The sequence below is a fragment of the Streptomyces sp. NRRL S-646 genome, assembly GCF_000720765.1.
Lineage (GTDB): Bacteria > Actinomycetota > Actinomycetes > Streptomycetales > Streptomycetaceae > Streptomyces.
The window spans coordinates 243,529-260,183 of sequence record NZ_JODC01000009.1 but is presented as its reverse complement, the minus strand read 5'-3'; the positions used below and the strand labels follow the sequence as shown (position 1 = coordinate 260,183).

General features: G+C 68.6%; 17 protein-coding genes and 1 riboswitch. Of the genes, 8 read left to right on the top strand and 9 right to left on the bottom strand.

The window, feature by feature from the left end:
- Positions 1–23: 23 nt before the first annotated feature.
- On the top strand, positions 24–1,409 hold the full coding sequence (locus tag IH68_RS0124565) for a serine hydrolase domain-containing protein (RefSeq protein WP_030938843.1): 1,386 nt from the start codon (positions 24–26) through the stop codon (positions 1,407–1,409).
- 86 nt (positions 1,410–1,495) lie between these two features.
- Here IH68_RS0124565 and IH68_RS0124560 read toward each other — a convergent pair whose 3' ends face one another.
- A complete protein-coding gene (locus tag IH68_RS0124560; protein ID WP_030938840.1) occupies positions 1,496–1,948 on the bottom strand; it encodes a GNAT family N-acetyltransferase in 453 nt (150 codons plus the stop codon).
- 39 nt (positions 1,949–1,987) lie between these two features.
- Entirely contained in the window at positions 1,988–2,854 is an 867-nt protein-coding gene (locus IH68_RS0124555) for a GNAT family N-acetyltransferase (protein WP_030938838.1), read from the bottom strand.
- 196 nt (positions 2,855–3,050) lie between these two features.
- Here IH68_RS0124555 and IH68_RS0124550 point away from each other — a divergent pair, with 196 nt between their 5' ends.
- Positions 3,051–3,683, top strand: a complete 633-nt coding sequence (locus tag IH68_RS0124550; RefSeq protein WP_030938835.1) for an HAD family hydrolase — start codon at positions 3,051–3,053, stop codon at positions 3,681–3,683.
- Between the two features lie 412 nt (positions 3,684–4,095).
- The gene (locus IH68_RS0124545) at positions 4,096–5,595 is read left to right on the top strand and encodes a globin domain-containing protein (RefSeq protein ID WP_234341547.1); all 1,500 of its coding nucleotides are present in this window, start codon (positions 4,096–4,098) and stop codon (positions 5,593–5,595) included.
- 14 nt (positions 5,596–5,609) lie between these two features.
- Here the strand turns inward: IH68_RS0124545 and IH68_RS0124540 are convergent, their stop codons facing one another.
- The 5 genes from IH68_RS0124540 to IH68_RS0124520 all read right to left on the bottom strand — a co-directional run bounded on the left by IH68_RS0124540 (position 5,610) and on the right by IH68_RS0124520 (position 9,355).
- The gene (locus IH68_RS0124540) at positions 5,610–6,092 is read right to left on the bottom strand and encodes an NUDIX domain-containing protein (RefSeq protein ID WP_030938830.1); all 483 of its coding nucleotides are present in this window, start codon (positions 6,090–6,092) and stop codon (positions 5,610–5,612) included.
- Positions 6,093–6,180: 88 nt separating this feature from the next.
- The gene (locus IH68_RS0124535; protein ID WP_030938827.1) at positions 6,181–7,086 is read right to left on the bottom strand and encodes a LysR family transcriptional regulator; all 906 of its coding nucleotides are present in this window, start codon (positions 7,084–7,086) and stop codon (positions 6,181–6,183) included.
- A 244-nt stretch (positions 7,087–7,330) separates the two neighbouring features.
- Entirely contained in the window at positions 7,331–8,482 is a 1,152-nt protein-coding gene (locus IH68_RS0124530) for a cystathionine gamma-lyase (RefSeq protein ID WP_030938824.1), read from the bottom strand.
- Complete coding sequence (locus IH68_RS0124525; RefSeq protein ID WP_030938821.1) at positions 8,479–8,970, bottom strand: low molecular weight protein-tyrosine-phosphatase; 492 nt, start codon at positions 8,968–8,970, stop codon at positions 8,479–8,481. The genes IH68_RS0124530 and IH68_RS0124525 overlap by 4 nt, the downstream gene beginning before the upstream one ends.
- A 7-nt stretch (positions 8,971–8,977) precedes the next feature.
- Positions 8,978–9,355, bottom strand: coding sequence for a phage holin family protein (locus tag IH68_RS0124520; RefSeq protein WP_030938819.1), 378 nt, complete (start codon positions 9,353–9,355; stop codon positions 8,978–8,980).
- A gap of 59 nt (positions 9,356–9,414) precedes the next feature.
- Here IH68_RS0124520 and IH68_RS0124515 point away from each other — a divergent pair, with 59 nt between their 5' ends.
- The 4 genes from IH68_RS0124515 to IH68_RS0124500 all read left to right on the top strand — a co-directional run bounded on the left by IH68_RS0124515 (position 9,415) and on the right by IH68_RS0124500 (position 11,765).
- A complete protein-coding gene (locus tag IH68_RS0124515) occupies positions 9,415–9,732 on the top strand; it encodes a cupin domain-containing protein (protein ID WP_030938816.1) in 318 nt (105 codons plus the stop codon).
- Between the two features lie 149 nt (positions 9,733–9,881).
- Positions 9,882–10,094: a DUF5326 family protein gene (locus tag IH68_RS0124510; protein WP_030938815.1), complete on the top strand. Its 213-nt coding sequence runs from the start codon at positions 9,882–9,884 to the stop codon at positions 10,092–10,094.
- Between the two features lie 307 nt (positions 10,095–10,401).
- The gene (locus IH68_RS0124505) at positions 10,402–11,229 is read left to right on the top strand and encodes a helix-turn-helix domain-containing protein (protein ID WP_051833704.1); all 828 of its coding nucleotides are present in this window, start codon (positions 10,402–10,404) and stop codon (positions 11,227–11,229) included.
- Between the two features lie 98 nt (positions 11,230–11,327).
- A complete protein-coding gene (locus IH68_RS0124500) occupies positions 11,328–11,765 on the top strand; it encodes an SsgA family sporulation/cell division regulator (protein WP_030938811.1) in 438 nt (145 codons plus the stop codon).
- Positions 11,766–11,900: 135 nt separating this feature from the next.
- Here IH68_RS0124500 and IH68_RS0124495 read toward each other — a convergent pair whose 3' ends face one another.
- Complete coding sequence (locus IH68_RS0124495; protein ID WP_030938809.1) at positions 11,901–13,385, bottom strand: YibE/F family protein; 1,485 nt, start codon at positions 13,383–13,385, stop codon at positions 11,901–11,903.
- Positions 13,386–13,456: 71 nt separating this feature from the next.
- Positions 13,457–13,646, top strand: a riboswitch (TPP riboswitch).
- Here IH68_RS0124495 and thiC point away from each other — a divergent pair.
- Entirely contained in the window at positions 13,639–15,441 is a 1,803-nt protein-coding gene (thiC, locus tag IH68_RS0124490) for a phosphomethylpyrimidine synthase ThiC (RefSeq protein WP_030938807.1), read from the top strand. Its footprint overlaps the riboswitch before it by 8 nt.
- 157 nt (positions 15,442–15,598) lie before the next feature.
- On the opposite strand, the gene IH68_RS0124485 is transcribed toward thiC, so the two are convergent.
- Positions 15,599–16,468, bottom strand: coding sequence for a hypothetical protein (locus tag IH68_RS0124485; RefSeq protein WP_030938805.1), 870 nt, complete (start codon positions 16,466–16,468; stop codon positions 15,599–15,601).
- Between the last annotated feature and the right edge of the window lie 187 nt (positions 16,469–16,655).

The window sequence follows — 16,655 nt, the reverse complement described above, 5'->3', positions numbered from 1 at the left end:
GTCCCGCGGGATGGACTGGGGCTATGACTACACCTCAGGAAGAGCTGCTCCCCGGTACGCGTCGGGCACTGCTGCACCGGATCGCAGTGGCGCAGGCCGAAGGACGTGCGCCATCGCTGGTCGCGACGGTCGTGAGGGGCGGGCGGCCCGTGTGGCACGGCGCGCGGACCTCGGTGGACGGGCATGGTCCGGACGAGACCGTGCAGTACCGCATCGGTTCGATCACCAAGACCTTCACCGCAGTTCTGGTGCTTCGGTTGCGCGATGAAGGCCTGCTCGATCCAGGTGACCCGCTGGAGAAGCATCTGCCGGGAACGGGTGCGGGGGAGGCCACCATCGCCGACCTCCTCGCCCATACGAGCGGGTTGGCGGCGGAGTCGCCCGCCCCGTGGTGGGAGCGCACCCCGGGATCCCTGCGCCCCGAACTCTCCGACGTCCTGGGGGAGCAGCCTCTCCTGCATCCGGTCGGCCGCCGCTTCCACTACTCCAACCCCGGCTACACCCTGCTGGGGGCGCTGGTCGAGAAGCTGCGTGGAGCACCGTGGGAAGAGGTACTTCGGCGTGAAGTGCTCGAACCCCTGGGCCTCGACCGTACGAGTGGTCACCCTCAGGCACCCCATGCGGGTGGATGGGCCGTGCACCCCTGGGCCGATGTCATGCTGCCCGAACCCACCGAGGACCTGGGACGGATGGCGCCCGCGGGTCAACTCTGGTCCACCACCGGTGACTTGGCGCGCTTCGCTGCGTTCCTGGCCAGGGGCGACGACCGGGTACTGAGCGCCGAGACCGTCAGAGAGATGCGGACGCCTGCTGCGCCGGCCGAAGCGGCGGATGTCGTGGACGGAGTCACCTACGGGCTCGGGCTGCAGATCCAGCACCGGGACGGGCGGCTGCTCGTGGGGCACTCCGGGTCCCTGCCGGGGTTTCTGGCCAACCTCACCCTCAGCGTCGAGGACGACGTCGCTGCCGTGGTGCTGGCCAACTGTACGTCCGGCCCTCTGCTGTCCACCGTCGGAGCCGATCTCGTGCGGATCGTCGCCGAAGCCGAGCCCCGCATTCCGGAACCGTGGCGGCCGGCGCCAGAAGTCGACGCATCGGTGCTGGAGTTGGCAGGACCCTGGTACTGGGGAACGCATGCCTTCGCCCTGCGGCTGACGGCAGCCGGGGATGTCTCGCTGGAGCCGCTGTCGGGAAGTGGCCGCCGTTCGCGCTTCAGGGCGAACGGCGACGGTACCTGGACCGGGCTGGAGGGCTACTACGCCGGAGAGCCCCTGAGGGCCGTACGGCGGCCGGACGGGACCCTGAGCCATCTGGACCTCGGATCGTTCGTGTTCACGCGTCAGCCGTACGACGAGGAGGCTTCCGTGCCCGGTGGGGTGGACCCGGACGGGTGGCGGGGGATCGGCTAGACGCAGGCGCTCAGCAGGCGTGCTGTTTCACGTGAAATCTGCAGCGGCGCTGTTTCACGTGAAACATGACCTTTCATGTCACGGCCTCACAGTTGGAGCTTGAAGCCCACGTGTGAGGCCGTGAAGCCGAGCCGCTCGTAGAAGCGGTGGGCGTCGGTGCGGGTGTTGTCGGAGGTCAGCTGGACCAACTGGCAGCCCTGTCGCCGGGATTCGTCGATCGCCCAGTCGATGAGCTGTGTGCCCAGGCCGCTGCCGCGCTCGTCGGCGTGGATGCGCACTCCTTCGATGATCGACCTGACGGTGCCGCGTCGCGACAGACCGGGGATGACCGTCAGTTGAAGTGTGCCGACGACGCGGCCCTCACGAACGGCGACGACAAGGTGCTGGTTTGGATCGGACGCAAGCCGTTCCAGCGCCGTCAGGTACGGGGTCAGGTCGTCCGGTGACTCACGCTGGGCGCCCAAAGGGTCGTCGGCGAGCATCGCGACGATCGCGGCCACGTCGTCCGCCGTGGCGGGCCGTATTGCAAGATCTCCCATGCCCCGCACCTTACGCACCGCTGCTCTCAGGGGCAGGGCTCAGCCCGCAGCCACCGTCAGGGGAGCGAAGCGTCTGGTCCAGTCGCCGGGCAGTTCCGGGATCCCGTACGTCATGACCGCGTTGAAAGCGACGGACGCGAGCCCCCGCGCCTTCGCCCAGGCCAGCAGTTCCTCGTGCCGTACGTCGATGTCGGTGCGCAGGGGGCGGTCGGTGTGGGCGGCGAGAGAGGCGATGAGCGCCTTTGCCGTCTCCGTGTCCCTGGCGACCAGCGGGCCCACGACGTGGGTCTCCATGTTGGGCCAGGCGGCCGCGTACCCGATGAGCCGGCCGTCCTCCTCGGCGACGCGCAGTCGGTCGGCGAAGGCGGGAAGCCGCGTGATGACGGGTGTGCGGTCGGCGCCGAACACCTCCTCGTCGAGCCGGAGGATGGCAGGGAGATCCTCGGCGGTGGCTGCACGTGTGACCACCTCGGGCTCCGGCCCGCCGGGCGTGAAATGCCCGCGCATCATCTCGGCACGGCCAGTGACCTTGAAGCCGAGTTCCTCGTACAGCGGACGACCGTTCGGGGTCGCGTGCAGCGTCAGTGGGGTGGTGCCCATGGCAGAGACGATGTGCCGCATCAGGTGGCGGCCGATGCCTCGGCGGGCATGCCGTTCGGCGACCAGCACCATGCCGATGGCCGCGAGAGCGGGATGGTCCTGGGGCCCGTACTCGGTGACGACGCAGGCGCTGACGAGGCCGCCGTCAGGGTCGTCGATGCCGTATCCCTTCCCGGCTGTGAGGAGCAGGCCCCACTTGTGTTCCTCGCGTGGCCACCCCCGGTCTTCGGACAGGTCGGCGCAGGCGCTGAGATCGCGAAGCGTCAGACGGCGGACGGCAAGAGGGGGCAGAGAAGGAGTCGGCACGCAGGTCAGGCTGTCCGACGGCTGCCCTCGACGTCCACCGCTTTCCGGTGAGAAGCAGGAGCTTTTGGCCATGTCGTGGGCAAGTGCACAGGGCGCCGAGGTCAGTTGGGTGTTTCACGTGAAACACGGGCGAACACCGAGCATCAAGTGGCTTCACCCGAGGAGTCCGCCACGGGTCCCGTTAGCCTCGGGTCCCATGGCAAGACTTCATCTCTTCGACCTCGACGGCACGCTGCTGCAGGGCACGTCGGCGCCCGTGGAGATTTCGCGGCAGCTGGGGCTGGAAGCTGAGACGGTAGCGCTCGATCAGGCGATCTCGGCGGGGCTCATAGGGCCGCCGGAGTATGCGGCACAGGTCTACGAGCTCTGGACGGAACTCACCGAGGTGCATGTGTCGGCCGCCTTCGAAGGTGCTCCGTGGCTGGAGCGCATCCGTGAGGTCTGGGAGGAGATCCGGCAGGCGGGCGATTACTGTGCCGTCGTATCGCTCTCGCCCTCCTTCTTCGTGGAGCGGCTCATCGGGTGGGGCGCGCACGCGGCGTTCGGGTCCCGTTTTCCCGCCGTGCCGTTCACCGAGCCAGTCGATCCGTCCGGAGTTCTCACTGCTGCGGCCAAGGTCGAGATCGCCGACCGGCTGTGCGGGGAGTTCGGCGTGACCCGGGAGGACTGCATTGCCTATGGCGACTCGCTGTCGGACACGGATCTGTTCGCTGCCGTGCCGATCTCGGTGGCGGTCAATGCGGACCGTCATCTGTCCGGTCTTGCGACACACTCGTACATGGGCGGGGATCTGTGGGAAGCCTATGAATTGGTGCGTCACGCCCGGTAATTGAAGGAATTGATGGTTCGCCCGGTCTCCCATTCGTGGTGGAGGAAGGGGGGACTTGTGATCGGAGCGTTGGCCGGTATGGTCGACTCCGGTTCGCTGCGGGGCGAGGTGTACACATCCTGTGCGGACCGAGGGCAGGGCGATGCAGCGTATCGGGACGGAGAGATCGAAGACCCGCATTTGCGGTAATGCGGTCGGAGTGTCCATGCAGGGTGGGATGCTGCGGTGAGAGCACTGCGGTCAATGTCACACTCTCGCCTTACTTGTCCGTACAGAACGTGAATCCGGGTTGAATGTGGCCGCATCGGCCGCGGCATGAAACGGGGAAAGCAAGCCGTCTGCGGGGGAAAAGGCATCTTCCGACCGAGGAAGTGCGCAGACCGACCGAAAGATGTTCGAGGCGAGGCACACCATGGACGCTCCGACCACCGCGTCGGCCGACAACGGCACTTCCGGCGGCGGGAGCGGCGGCTGGTTCACGCCGCGCACGCAGCCGGCGTCGACTCCGGAGAGCGAGCGTGAGGCGGCCGAAGGCAGCCGCCTCGCCGCGATGCGCCCGATGGGCAGGACCGCGGCGGACACGGACAAGGACCAGCCGGCGAACGACGTTCCGCAGCCGGCGCCACCCGCCGAACCCGCTCCGGCTGCTGACCCACAGCCTTCAGCGGCACAGCCCCCGTTGGCAGAGCGTTCTTCCTCCGAGGCACTCCTCGCCGACCTGCGCGTGCCCACGCAGCGCTCCACCGCGCCTGCAGCGCAGCCGCAGGAGCCCCTCGCTCAGGCCCGGACCGAGAGCGCGTCACCGGATGCCCTCCTCATCCGTCGGACCATGGCCGAGGTGGCGCCGATCGCCGACAAGGTCACCTCGTACTTCTACGCGCTGCTTTTCGTCCGACACCCCGATCTGCGGTCGCTGTTCCCGGCCGCGATGGACACCCAGCGCGACCGGCTGCTCAAGGCGCTGCTCACTGCGGCCGAGCACATCGACAACACCGAGGTCCTCGTCGCGTATCTGCAGAACCTCGGCCGTGGTCACCGCAAGTACGGCACCAGGGCCGAGCACTACCCGGCCGTCGGCGAGTGCCTCATCGGCGCGCTGAGCAAGTACGCCTCGGGTGTCTGGGACGCCGAGATGGAGGCGGCCTGGGTGCGGGCGTACACGACCATCTCGCAGGTCATGATCGACGCAGCGGCCGCGGACGAACTGCGGGCCCCGGCCTGGTGGTACGCCGAGATCGTCGCGCACGACCTCAGGACCCCGGACGTAGCGGTCGTCACGGTCCGCCCCGACCAGCCCTATCCGTTCCTCGCCGGGCAGTACACGAGCCTGGAGACGCCGTGGTGGCCACGGATCTGGCGGCACTACTCCTTCGCCTCGGCACCCCGCTCCGACGGTCTGCTGACGTTCCATGTGAAGGCCGTCCCCGCGGGCTGGGTCTCCAACGCGCTGGTGCACCGCGCCCGCCCCGGCGACATCATCCGCCTCGGCCCGCCGACCGGTTCGATGACCGTCGACCACACCACCGACAGCGGACTGCTGTGCCTGGGCGGCGGCACCGGCATAGCACCGATCAAGGCACTGGTGGAGGACGTCGCCGAACACGGCGAACGACGGACGGTCGAGGTGTTCTACGGCGCCCGCACGGACCACGACCTCTACGACATCGACACGATGCTCAGACTCCAGCAGTCCCACCCGTGGCTCTCGGTCCGCGCGGTCATCGACCAGCAGGCCCATCTCCAGCTCCCGGACGCCATACGCGAGTACGGGCCGTGGAACGAGTTCGACGCCTATCTCTCGGGCCCGCCCGGAATGATCCGCAGCGGTGTGGACGCGCTGAGGAACATCGGCATCCCGTCGGAGCGAATACGGCACGACTCGGTGGAGGAGCTCGTCGCCACCGGAGACTGATCCGGTGCCGGGTGTCAGCCCAGGTCCGGGGCGTGCATGGCGCGTACGCCCTCGATGTTCCCGTCCAGGTAGTGCCGCAGGGACAGCGGTACGAGATGCACGGAGGCGATCCCGACTCGAGTGAACGGCACCCGCACGATCTCGTATTCGCCGGCAGGTTCGTCCACCTCGGGGCCGTGCCGCAGGGACGTGTCCATCGACTCCAGTCGGCAGACGAAGAAGTGCTGCACCTTCACGCCGGTTGCGCCGGCGTCCTCGCCGATGTGCTCCACGGTGTCCACGAAGCAGGGCACGACGTCGGTGATCTTGGCGCCGAGCTCCTCGTACACCTCTCGGTGCAGGGCGTCGACGACGGTCGTGTCCCCGGGCTCGACGCCGCCACCGGGAGTGACCCAGTAGGGATCGACACCGGGCTTGGTGCGCTTGATCAGGATCAGGTTGTCGCCGTCCAGCAGAACGGCACGTGCGGTGCGCTTGACCACGGGTCGGACGGTCATGGGAGAAATGTGGCCCGGTTGGTTCCACGTGAAACATCGCGGGATGTCACCGGCCGAGCTCTCCCCGTGACCGCCGGGAAAGTGCTGGTCAGCACCAGTCCGCGGCCGCCCTCAGCAGCCATTCGTGAGCCCGGGCGATGTGCGGCATCGCGAGGGTGCCGGTGCGGACCACCAGGAAGTACGTGCGCAGCGGAGGTACCGCGGGTTCGTGGAGGGCGACGATGTCACCGCGCTCCAGGGCGTCTCCGCACAGATAGCGGGGCAGCACCGCGAGCCCCGCGCCCGCGACGGCACAGGCCAGGACCGCGCGCAGGTCGGGAACGATGACGGTGCCCGGTGCCGCAGGGCGGGAGTCGAAGACGGAGGCCCAGTAGCGGGAGACGAAGGGCAGCGACTCGTGCACCTCGATCACGGGGACGTCATCCAGGGCGGGAGCTCCCTTGCGGCGCGGCTTCCCAGGGCCTATCTGCTCGGCCCGGTCCGGGCTTGCGACAAGGACGTGCTCTTCGTCGCAGAGTGGAGTCGCCGTGAGCAGGGCACCGCGTGGGCGGGCCGTACAGATGGCCAGATCGTGATGTCCGGCGGCGAGTCCTTCCAGGGTTTCCTCGGCATTCCCGAAGGAAGCGCGCAGTGCGAAGCCCTGGCCGTCCTCACCGGTCAGCTCCGTGAGGGCGGGCAGTGCCCGTTCCGCGATGAATTCAGGAGGACCGGCGAGATGCAGGGTCCGTAAGGAGGACTCGTCGTCGAGGCCGGTCTCGGCGATCTCCACCAGGGCGTCGAGATGCGGAGCGGCCTTGTGTGCGAGTTCGTCCCCGATGGTGGTCGGGGTCACTCCGCGGGCCTGCCGCAGGAACAGGGGGCGGCCCAGCTGCCGCTCCAGCGTGCGGATCTGCGAGGTCACGGCCGGCTGCGACAGGCCGAGCAGGGCGGCGGCGCGGGTGAAGGAGCCGGCCCGGTGCACGGTCACGAAGGTGCGCAGCAAGGCCAGATCCATGGTTTGTCCTCCCCAGTTCCCCTGCCCTTCTCCCGGCCTTCCAGGCAGGGCCCAACTATAAATAAGTCGATAGGTCTCTGTCGCTACTGTGATTGGACACTGACACAGAGTCAACTAGCCTTGTTCGCGCGGTTCTTCGCGCGGGGAACCGAGGACGGTCCGAGCCACGAGGGGGGAGGCTCGGACCGTCCGTTGTGCGTAGCCGGGCATCGACCTGCCGACCGTAAGACAGTCGCTGAAGCCGTCATTCCGCCGACGCGTCCAGCGCGCGGAGCACATCCGCCACCAGGTCCTCGGGGTCCTCGGCGCCGACCGAGAAGCGAATGAAGCCCTCCGGCACGGCGTCCCCGCCCCAGCGCCCGCGCCGCTCAGCCGTCGACCGCACCCCACCGAAGCTCGTCGCGTCGTCCACGAGCCGCAGGGCATCGAGAAAACGGTCGGCACGCGCGCGTGTGGGCAGCGTGAAGGACACCACGCATCCGTAGCGGCGCATCTGCTGCGAGGCGATCTTGTGCGAGGGGTCGTCGGGCAGGCCCGGGTAGCGCAGGCCGGTCACCTCGGGCCGCTTCCGCAGCGCCTCGGCGACGGTGAGAGCCGTCGCGCACTGCCGGTCGACGCGCAACTGGAGCGTGGCGATCGAACGGTGCGCGAGCCAGGCCTCCATGGGTCCCGGAATCGCGCCGACGATCTTGCGCCAGCGGCGTACGGCGGCCATGGCCTTCGCATCGCGGCCGACGACGTAGCCGAGCAGGACGTCCCCGTGCCCGGTGAGCTGTTTGGTGCCACTGGCCACGGCGAAGTCCGCGCCGAGCTCCAGCGGACGCTGCCCCAGCGGCGTGGCGAGGGTGTTGTCGACGGCGACGAGGGCGCCACGCGCGTGCGCCGCCTCGACGAGCCGCGGGATGTCGCACACGTCGAGCCCGGGATTGGAGGGCGACTCGATCCACAGCAGCTTCGCGCCGTCGAGGACGTCGAGCTGGGCGTCGCCGCCGGTCGGCGCGGTGCGCACCTCGATGCCGTACGCCTCCAGCTGCTCGCGCACCATGGGCAGCACCTGGTAGCCGTCGCTGGGGAGGACGACCGTGTCCCCTGCGCGCAGTTGAGAGAAGACCACCGACGAGATGGCGGCCATCCCGGAGGCGAAGGTGAGGGTTTCGACGCCCTCCTGCCCCGGCGCCTCCAGCTCGCCGATGGCCCGCTCCAGCAGGCTCCAGGTCGGGTTCTGGTCCCGGCCGTAGGTGTACGGGCCGTCGACGTCACCCGGCAGGTGGTAGTGGGCGGCGAACGCCGGTCCGGGCAGGTGCGGCTGGTTCTTGGCCGGCTCGGGCAGCCCGGCCCGCACCGCGCGGGTGCCGTCACCACTGCCCGTCGACGGGCCCGTACCGGAATCGCTCATACCGCTTCTACCTCCACTTGCTCCCGTACCTCGGCGAGCAGCCCCTCGCTCGCCGTCTCCACCATCTCAAGGCACTCCTCGAAGCCGTCCATGCCCCCGTAGTACGGGTCCGGTACGTCGAGGTCGTCGCCCGCCGCGGGGTCGTAGGAGCGAAGCAGCCGCACCTTCGCCGCCTCCTGTGGGGTGCGGGCGAGGCGGCGCAGGGCCTTGAGATGGCCGGTGTCGAGGGCGATGACGAGGTCCAGGCGGGAGAACCACGACGGCTGGAACTGCCGTGCCGTGTGGCTGCTGTCGTAGCCGCTCTCCTCCAGGACGGAGACGGTGCGCGGGTCGGCGCCGTCGCCCTCGTGCCAGCCGCCGGTACCGGCGCTGTCGACCTCGACCAGGCCGTCGAGTCCCGCCTCCGCTATGCGGGCCCGGAAGACGGCCTCCGCCATCGGGGAGCGGCAGATGTTGCCGGTGCAGACGAAGCAGATGCGATAGCTCATCGCGTGCTCAGTCGTTGTCGGGCAGGACGACGTGGAGCGCCCAGGACACGATGGAGATGATCAGGCCGCCCAGGACCGCAGTCCAGAAGCCCTCGACGTGGAAACTCAGGTCGAGCTTGTCGGCCAGCCACGAGGTGAGCAGCAGCATCAGGGCGTTGACCACGAGGGTGATCAGACCCAGCGTCAGGATGAACAGGGGGAAGGTGAGCAGCTTCACGATCGGCTTGACGAGGAAGTTCACCAAGCCGAAGATCAGCGCGACGATGATCAAGGTGCCGGTCTTCTTGCCCGTGCTGTCACCGGTCAGGGTGATCTTGTCGAGCAGCCACACGGCGACCGCCAGGGCACCCGCGTTGGCGATCGTCTTGACTACGAAATTCTTCATGTGTCTGATCGTGGCAGACGAGATCGGTCACGAGCAGTGGGACGAGGGCGACAAGGGCGATGAAGGCATTCCGGCTGGACGAACTGGAGGCGGAACGTGCCGCCAACGAGGGTGCCTACCTGCAGTTTCTGCGTGAGCGGCACATGTCCGTCGGTCTTTATGCGCTCAATGCCGGCGAACATGATCCACAGAAGCCACACAACCAGGACGAGGTCTACTTCGTCGTGAGCGGCCGCGCCGCCATCACCGTCGGTCTGGAGACCACCGAGGTCGCCCGCGGCAGCGTGGTGTACGTGCCGGCCGGTGTCGCCCACAAGTTCCACCACATCAGCGAGGACCTGCGGGTGCTCGTGGTGTTCTCTCCCCCGGAAAGCTGACCCGCCGTCTCGGGGTTCCCTAGGGGATCAGTCAGGGGAGGACAAGGGGTGCGAGGCCCCCGTCGGCGCCCCTGCCGGCCCTAGCATCGAGTGCAGGACATCAATGGGCCCCTGCACAGCAGGCGGGCGGAGAGGTAAGGGCGAGCGCAATGGGAGAGATCTTCGGCGGACTGCCGTGGTGGGTGAAGTGGATCGCGGTGCCGGTCATCGCGCTCGTCGTGTTCGGCGGGCTGATAGCCAGCGTCGTCGGCTTCGTCATCGGGCTGCTGTTCAAGCTGCTGGTCTTCGTGGCACTGGTCGGCGGACTGATCTACGTCGTGCGGAAGTTCACGTCGAGCTCCTCGTCGCGCAGCGACTGGTGAGGGCCCTGGGACACCGGTGATCGGTAACAGGAATCACCGGTTCCCTCGCGCGAGGGAAGTTTTCCGGACAGGACGCCTCAAGGCGGCATCTGGCCATTAGAGTCCGGAATTCGACGCGGGGGCGACCCCGCGAGCGGCGTACACCCCCTCCCGTGTTCCCCACAGCACGGGCAGCCCCCTCGCGCTTCGGGAGTGACCCTTGGCCACGGTAGACACCGCGTCCACAGACCCCCACGTACCCCCCACACCGGCCCCGGGACGCCGCATCAGGCCCCCCGAACAGCCAGGTCCCTCGACGCAGGAACGCGTGACGGCACCAGCAGCACCGTCGCGCCCGACGGCACCACCGCTGCAGCCGTCCCCGGAAGCCGCTCCGGCGCAGCCGCAGTCCGCGACCCTCATCGGATCCGTCCAGCGCGCGATGCGCCTGCTGGAATGCGTCGCCGGGCACGAGCACGGAGCTCCCGCCAAACAGCTGGCGCGCGAGACCGGCCTGGCGCTCCCGACGGCGTACCACCTGCTGCGCACCCTCGTCCACGAGGGCTATCTGCGCCGGGACAAGGGCCTGTTCTTCCTCGGCGACGCGGCGGTGCGACTGAGCAGCAGCGGAGCCCAGCAGAAACGTCGCAGCACGATCGTCGACGCACTCGCCGGCTGGCGGGACGCGATCGGCGTGCCCGTGTACTACGCCGTGTACCGCGACGGCGAGATCGAGGTCCTGTGCGTCTCCGACACTCCGGGCAATCCGGCCGTCGAGGAGTGGGCCGACTTCCGCGAGACCGCACACGCGCATGCGATCGGCCAGTGCCTGCTCTCCCAGCTGGACGATGCGGCCCGCCGCGACCACCTCGACCGTTACCCCGTGCAGTCCATCACGCCGTACACCGTGCGTGACAACCACACCCTGCTGCGGCGGCTCGAGCGAACACGGCGGATGGAGCCGGTGACGGAGCGGCAGGAGTACGCGCTGGGGACGGTCTGCGCCGCGATTCCGATCACTGTGGGCACGACGGCCGCGACGATGGCCATTTCTCTGCCCTCTCATCAGGCCGACCGGCTGATGGCCGCGACCCGGAAACTGCAGAGCGAGATCGGACGGCTGATGGGGTCACTCGCGATCTCTATCAGTATCTGAAAACTCACTCCTTGTGATCTGTCGTGTACGTTCAGCAAGATTCCACCAGTGTCAGGGGATCACTCCCAGCCGGTCGGCTTCACATGACGGGGTAGGCGATGCGCGAGTCCGTACAGGCAGAGGTCATGATGAGCTTTCTCGTGTCCGAGGAGCTCTCCTTCCGCATCCCGGTGGAGCTGCGCTACGAGAGCTGTGATCCCTATGCCGTGAGGCTGACCTTCCACCTGCCCGGCGATGCGCCGGTGACCTGGGCGTTCGGTCGTGAGCTGCTGATCGACGGGGTGTGTCGGCCGTGCGGGGAAGGAGATGTGCGCGTCTCACCCGCCGAAGCGGACTCCCTGGCCGAGGTCCTGATCCGGCTTCAGGTCGGCCGCGACCAGGCACTGTTCCGTGCGTCCACGGCGTCACTCATCGCGTTCCTCGACCGCACCGACAAGCTGGTGCCACTCGGTCAGGAGGGCTCTCTCGCCGACTTCGACGCCCACCTCGACGAGGCCCTGGACCGCATCCTGGCGGAGGAGCAGAGCGCGGGCTGAGACGGGACAGCGCGGATCGGCCGGAACGCTTCTGCGTGGGATGCGGAGGGCGCAGTAACGCTTCTCCATGCGCGGGGCGGCTGGACCCCGAACTGCCCGAAGAGTCGGTTCACTCGTGCCGGAGTGGCCCTCGCCTCACCGCTTGCGCCGTCGGCCCCGCCCCGTACGCGCCGCAGCGGGCGCTGCGCCCGCCGTTCCCGCCGCCGGCTCCGGGCCGGGACGGTCGGCCGCGACCACCAGGGCCGCGAGCAGCGTCGTGACCGGCACCGAGGCGACCAGACCGATCGAGCCCACCAGCGTCCGTACGATCTCCTCCGCCACCAGCTCGCTGTTGGCGACCGTCCCCACACTGCTCTGCGCGATGGAGAAGAGCAGCAGCAAGGGCAGCGCGGCGCCCGCGTAGGCGAGGACGAGGGTGTTGACGACGGATGCGATGTGGTCGCGGCCGATGCGGATGCCCGCCCGGTACAGCCCCCGCCAGCCCATCGACGGATTCGCCTCGTGCAACTCCCAGACCGCCGACGTCTGGGTGACCGTCACGTCGTCGAGGACACCGAGCGAACCGATGATGACGCCCGCGAGCAGCAGTCCGCTCATGTCGATCGACGGATACAGGCCATGGATCAGACCGGTGTTGTCGTCCGTATTGCCGGTCAGTGCGGCCCAGTCGATGAACTCGGAGCCGAGCAGACCGATCAGCACGAGCGAGAGCAGCGTGCCCAGCACCGCCACGGACGTACGGGCCGACAGCCCATGGCACATGTAGAGCGCGATCAGCATGATGGCGCTCGACCCGATCACCGCCACGAGCAGCGGATTCGAGCCCTGCAGAATCGCGGGCAGGATGAAGAAGGTCAGCACCATGAAGCTGACGGCCAGCGCGATCAGGGCCATCAGGCCACGCATCCGGCCCACGATCACCACGGCGAGCGCGAAGATGCCGGCCAGCAGCGCCATGGGGAAGCGGCGATTCACATCGGCGACCGAGTACTGCAGGTCCTTCGGCGCGGAGGGCTCGTAGGCGGCCACGACCTTCTCGCCCTCGTGCAGTTGCCGCGACTGGTCCGGCTGCACGATCTCCGTGAAAGTACGGCCCTTGTCCTTGCCGGTGTCGACGCGGATCGTCGCCTTCTTGCAGGTGCCGCTCGCCTGCTGCTGGGCGGAGGACCCCTCGGCGGTGGAGGTGTCCCCTGTCGGGGTCTCGCCCGAGGCGTTCACCGACTTGCAGCTCACGCTCACGACCTTGGTGACGGTCGCCTGCTGGGTCTGCCGGTCGAAGCCCACCCCGGAGCGCTTGTGCGCCGGGGCGCCGCCGGGCCACAACACCACGAGGCCGACCAGCACGGCCGCGGTGAAGGGGATGAGGATGGCGGCGATGACCTTGCGCAGGTGCTTGGAGACGGGGGCCGCCGGACCGTGGCTGTGCGAGTGACCGTGCCCGCCGCCGGAGCCATGGCCGTGCCCTGGCCCGTGCCCGCCGCCGGACTCGTCACCGTGCCCGGCGCCGGCTCCCGGCCCGTGGTGGTGCCCGGCCCCGGAACCACGGCCGCTGCCGTCCCCGGAGCCGTGCCCGTGGGGCGGCTCCGGAGGGGGGTACGGGGGCTGATGTGTCGTGGTCACCGCCCGATCATCGCAAGAACGACAGGGGCCCTCTGTTCAGCGCGCCCGAATTGACGCTAGCGTGGAGGCACCTTTGCACACGCGGGAGCTCGGAGCACCGGGCTGAGAGGGCGCTGACCTCCGTCCCAGCGATGTTTCACGTGGAACAGCACCGAAGTCGAGTGATGTTCCCCACGAAACGTCGACAGACGGAAACCGCTGCGTCGACCGCCGAACCTGTTACCGGGTAATGCCGGCGTAGGGAGTAGGTCTCATGACCAACAAGGACGCACGCACGCCTGCCTCCAGCCAGGACGAACAGCCCATTCAGGGCGAACAGTCCCAGGAGGCCGGGAAGTCCATAGGCTGGCACAAGGCATATGTCGAGGGCTCACGCCCCGATCTGCGGGTGCCGGTCCGTCAGGTGCATCTCACCAACGGGCAGTCGGTCACGCTGTACGACACGTCGGGCCCGTACACCGATCCGCTCGTCGACACCGATGTGCGCAGGGGGCTCGCCCCGCTGCGCGAGAACTGGATCATCGCCCGCGGTGACACCGAGGAGTACGCGGGCCGTCCCGCCCGTCCCGAGGACGACGGGATCAAGCACACCTCTCCACGAGGCGGTCTGCGGAACCTCGACGCGGTCTTCCCGGGCCGGCCGCGCCAGCCGCGCCGTAGTCGCGACAGCAAGGCGGTCACCCAGCTCGCGTACGCCCGCCGCGGAGAGATCACGCCGGAGATGGAGTACGTGGCCATCCGGGAGAACGTCTCGCCCGAGGTGGTCCGCGAGGAGATCGAGGCGGGCCGCGCGGTGCTGCCGGCCAACGTCAACCACCCGGAGATCGAGCCGATGATCATCGGCAAGCGGTTCCTGGTGAAGGTCAACGCCAACATCGGCAACTCCGCGGTGACCTCCTCCATCGAGGAGGAGGTCGAGAAGATGACCTGGGCGACCCGCTGGGGCGCCGACACGGTCATGGACCTGTCCACCGGTCGCAACATCCACACCACCCGCGAGTGGGTACTGCGCAACTCCCCCGTCCCCATCGGCACGGTGCCGCTCTACCAGGCCCTGGAGAAGGTGGACGGCCGCGCCGAGGAGCTCACCTGGGAGATCTACAAGGACACCGTCATCGAGCAGGCCGAGCAGGGCGTGGACTACATGACGGTCCACGCGGGCGTCCGTCTGCCGTACGTCCCGCTCACCGCGAACCGCAAGACCGGCATCGTCTCGCGCGGCGGCTCCATCATGGCCGCGTGGTGTCTCGCGCACCACAAGGAGTCGTTCCTGTACGAGAACTTCGAGGAACTCTGCGAGATCCTGGCCGCCTACGACGTCACGTACTCGCTGGGCGACGGCCTGCGGCCGGGGTCGATCGCGGACGCCAACGACGAGGCGCAGTTCGCGGAGTTGCGCACGCTCGGGGAACTCAACCGGATCGCCAAGCGTTTCAACGTACAGACCATGATCGAGGGCCCGGGACATGTCCCGATGCACAAGATCAAGGAGAACATCGACCTTCAGCAGGAGATCTGTGATGAAGCTCCGTTCTATACGCTCGGCCCGCTGACGACGGACGTCGCGCCGGCGTACGACCACATCACTTCTGGCATCGGTGCCGCGATGATCGCCTGGTGGGGCACGGCCATGCTCTGCTACGTCACGCCCAAGGAACACCTGGGCCTGCCCAACCGTGACGACGTCAAGACCGGCGTCATCACCTACAAGATCGCCGCCCATGCAGCCGATCTCGCCAAGGGGCATCCCGGTGCGCAGGAATGGGACGACGCGCTGTCCGACGCCCGCTTCGAGTTCCGGTGGGAGGACCAGTTCAACCTCGCCCTGGACCCGGACACGGCACGGGAGTTCCACGACGAGACCCTCCCGGCGGAGCCGGCCAAGACCGCCCACTTCTGCTCGATGTGCGGTCCGAAGTTCTGCTCGATGAAGATCTCCCAGGACATCCGCCGTGAACACGGCGGAAGCCGGGCGGAGATCGAGCAGGGCATGGCGGAGAAGTCGAAGGAGTTCGCGGCCGCGGGCAACAGGGTGTACCTGCCGATCGCGGACTGACGTATGCCGGTGTGAGTGGCTCCTTCGACGGGGAAGACGGTCCCGCTCTTCGGCGTGAGTTGCCGTAGGGCGGAGCCGTCGCGGGATCGGTGTTCGGCTTGCGCTCCCCCTGCGGGCCCTGACGGGCCTTTCTGATGCGGGGGGCGCAAGCCGACGGTTACTCCGGCTGGTGTTCCGGGCCTCCGAAGTCCGGGCTGGTGTAGTCCGGGCTGGTGAAGCTCGGGCGTGAGCCGGGGGCCGAGCCGTCGTCCGGGCTGCTGAAGCCCGGCCGGTCGTAGCCGAGGTGAGGCATGCGACTGGTCGGCGTCGGCGGAGTGGCGCGGTGCAGCGCCGCGGCGGTGCCGGGGTCGGCGAGTGCCTCCCGGAGGAACGGCATGATGCCGCGCTCCAGGAGCGCTTCTCGCCAGGCTTCCCTGGCCAGGGCCACCTCCCCGCTCAGTTCGCCGTACGGTCCGGACTCGAGCGAGGGCTGGTTGCGCAGGGCGGTGAGCAGCAGCCCGACAGCGGCGACGAGGATCGCGGCCGCGGTCATGGCACCGAACACCCAACCGGCGGTGATCATGGTTTTGCCGAACACCTGTTTGGGCTCAAGCGACCTGATGATGTATCCGACGAGCAGGAAGATCACCGCAGCTGTTCCGGCGAGGACGGGGGTGAGGACGGCGGCGACGGCGACGGCGCCCGCGCCGGCCGGCTCGGCGGCCTCGCCGAGGGTGGTGGCGAGCCCCACCGCCGCCGCGCCCGGCTCCGCAGAGCCGGATTCACGGGTGGACGGCGGGGTGGACGGCGCCGGCTGGCGCAGTTCCTCGCGGACCTTCACGTAGTGCTGGTACTCGGCCGCCGCGGCCACCGTGATGAGTGCGGTGGCGTTGAGCGCCATCGTGCGCAGCTGTTCGGGGTTGAGCCGCTTGCCGACAGCGGCCAGTTCCGGGCGGTTTGGGGCGGAGCGCAGCGCCTCATCGAGGACCCGCTCGTACTCCTGGCGGTCCTCGCTCAGCAGGTGCTGCGGAACGCTGTTCATGTGCATCCCCCGATGCTCCGTAGGGCTTGGGGCTCGCATGCCAACGAGCCGTCGGGCAGAAACGGAGGGGAGCCTGCTACGGATAAGCCGATGGTAGAGCGGCGAAGGCACACGGTGACAGGGGGTTTGAAGAAATTGGGCCCTGGCCTGCGCCGTTTATCGCGATTCCTCCATGGGGGGACGCCTGCCCTGT

What these genes read in the sequence shown, in the direction of transcription:
- IH68_RS0124485 (WP_030938805.1), bottom strand. Translation starts at nt 16,468, where the DNA reads ATGCACATGAACAGCGTTCCGCAGCACCTGCTGAGCGAGGACCGCCAG.
- IH68_RS0124530 (WP_030938824.1), bottom strand. Translation starts at nt 8,482, where the DNA reads ATGAGCGATTCCGGTACGGGCCCGTCGACGGGCAGTGGTGACGGCACC.
- IH68_RS0124550 (WP_030938835.1), top strand. Translation starts at nt 3,051, where the DNA reads ATGGCAAGACTTCATCTCTTCGACCTCGACGGCACGCTGCTGCAGGGC.
- IH68_RS0124525 (WP_030938821.1), bottom strand. Translation starts at nt 8,970, where the DNA reads ATGAGCTATCGCATCTGCTTCGTCTGCACCGGCAACATCTGCCGCTCC.
- IH68_RS0124540 (WP_030938830.1), bottom strand. Translation starts at nt 6,092, where the DNA reads ATGACCGTCCGACCCGTGGTCAAGCGCACCGCACGTGCCGTTCTGCTG.
- IH68_RS0124520 (WP_030938819.1), bottom strand. Translation starts at nt 9,355, where the DNA reads ATGAAGAATTTCGTAGTCAAGACGATCGCCAACGCGGGTGCCCTGGCG.
- IH68_RS0124560 (WP_030938840.1), bottom strand. Translation starts at nt 1,948, where the DNA reads ATGGGAGATCTTGCAATACGGCCCGCCACGGCGGACGACGTGGCCGCG.
- IH68_RS0124510 (WP_030938815.1), top strand. Translation starts at nt 9,882, where the DNA reads ATGGGAGAGATCTTCGGCGGACTGCCGTGGTGGGTGAAGTGGATCGCG.
- IH68_RS0124515 (WP_030938816.1), top strand. Translation starts at nt 9,415, where the DNA reads ATGAAGGCATTCCGGCTGGACGAACTGGAGGCGGAACGTGCCGCCAAC.
- IH68_RS0124535 (WP_030938827.1), bottom strand. Translation starts at nt 7,086, where the DNA reads ATGGATCTGGCCTTGCTGCGCACCTTCGTGACCGTGCACCGGGCCGGC.
- IH68_RS0124565 (WP_030938843.1), top strand. Translation starts at nt 24, where the DNA reads ATGACTACACCTCAGGAAGAGCTGCTCCCCGGTACGCGTCGGGCACTG.
- thiC (WP_030938807.1), top strand. Translation starts at nt 13,639, where the DNA reads ATGACCAACAAGGACGCACGCACGCCTGCCTCCAGCCAGGACGAACAG.
- IH68_RS0124545 (WP_234341547.1), top strand. Translation starts at nt 4,096, where the DNA reads ATGGACGCTCCGACCACCGCGTCGGCCGACAACGGCACTTCCGGCGGC.
- IH68_RS0124500 (WP_030938811.1), top strand. Translation starts at nt 11,328, where the DNA reads ATGCGCGAGTCCGTACAGGCAGAGGTCATGATGAGCTTTCTCGTGTCC.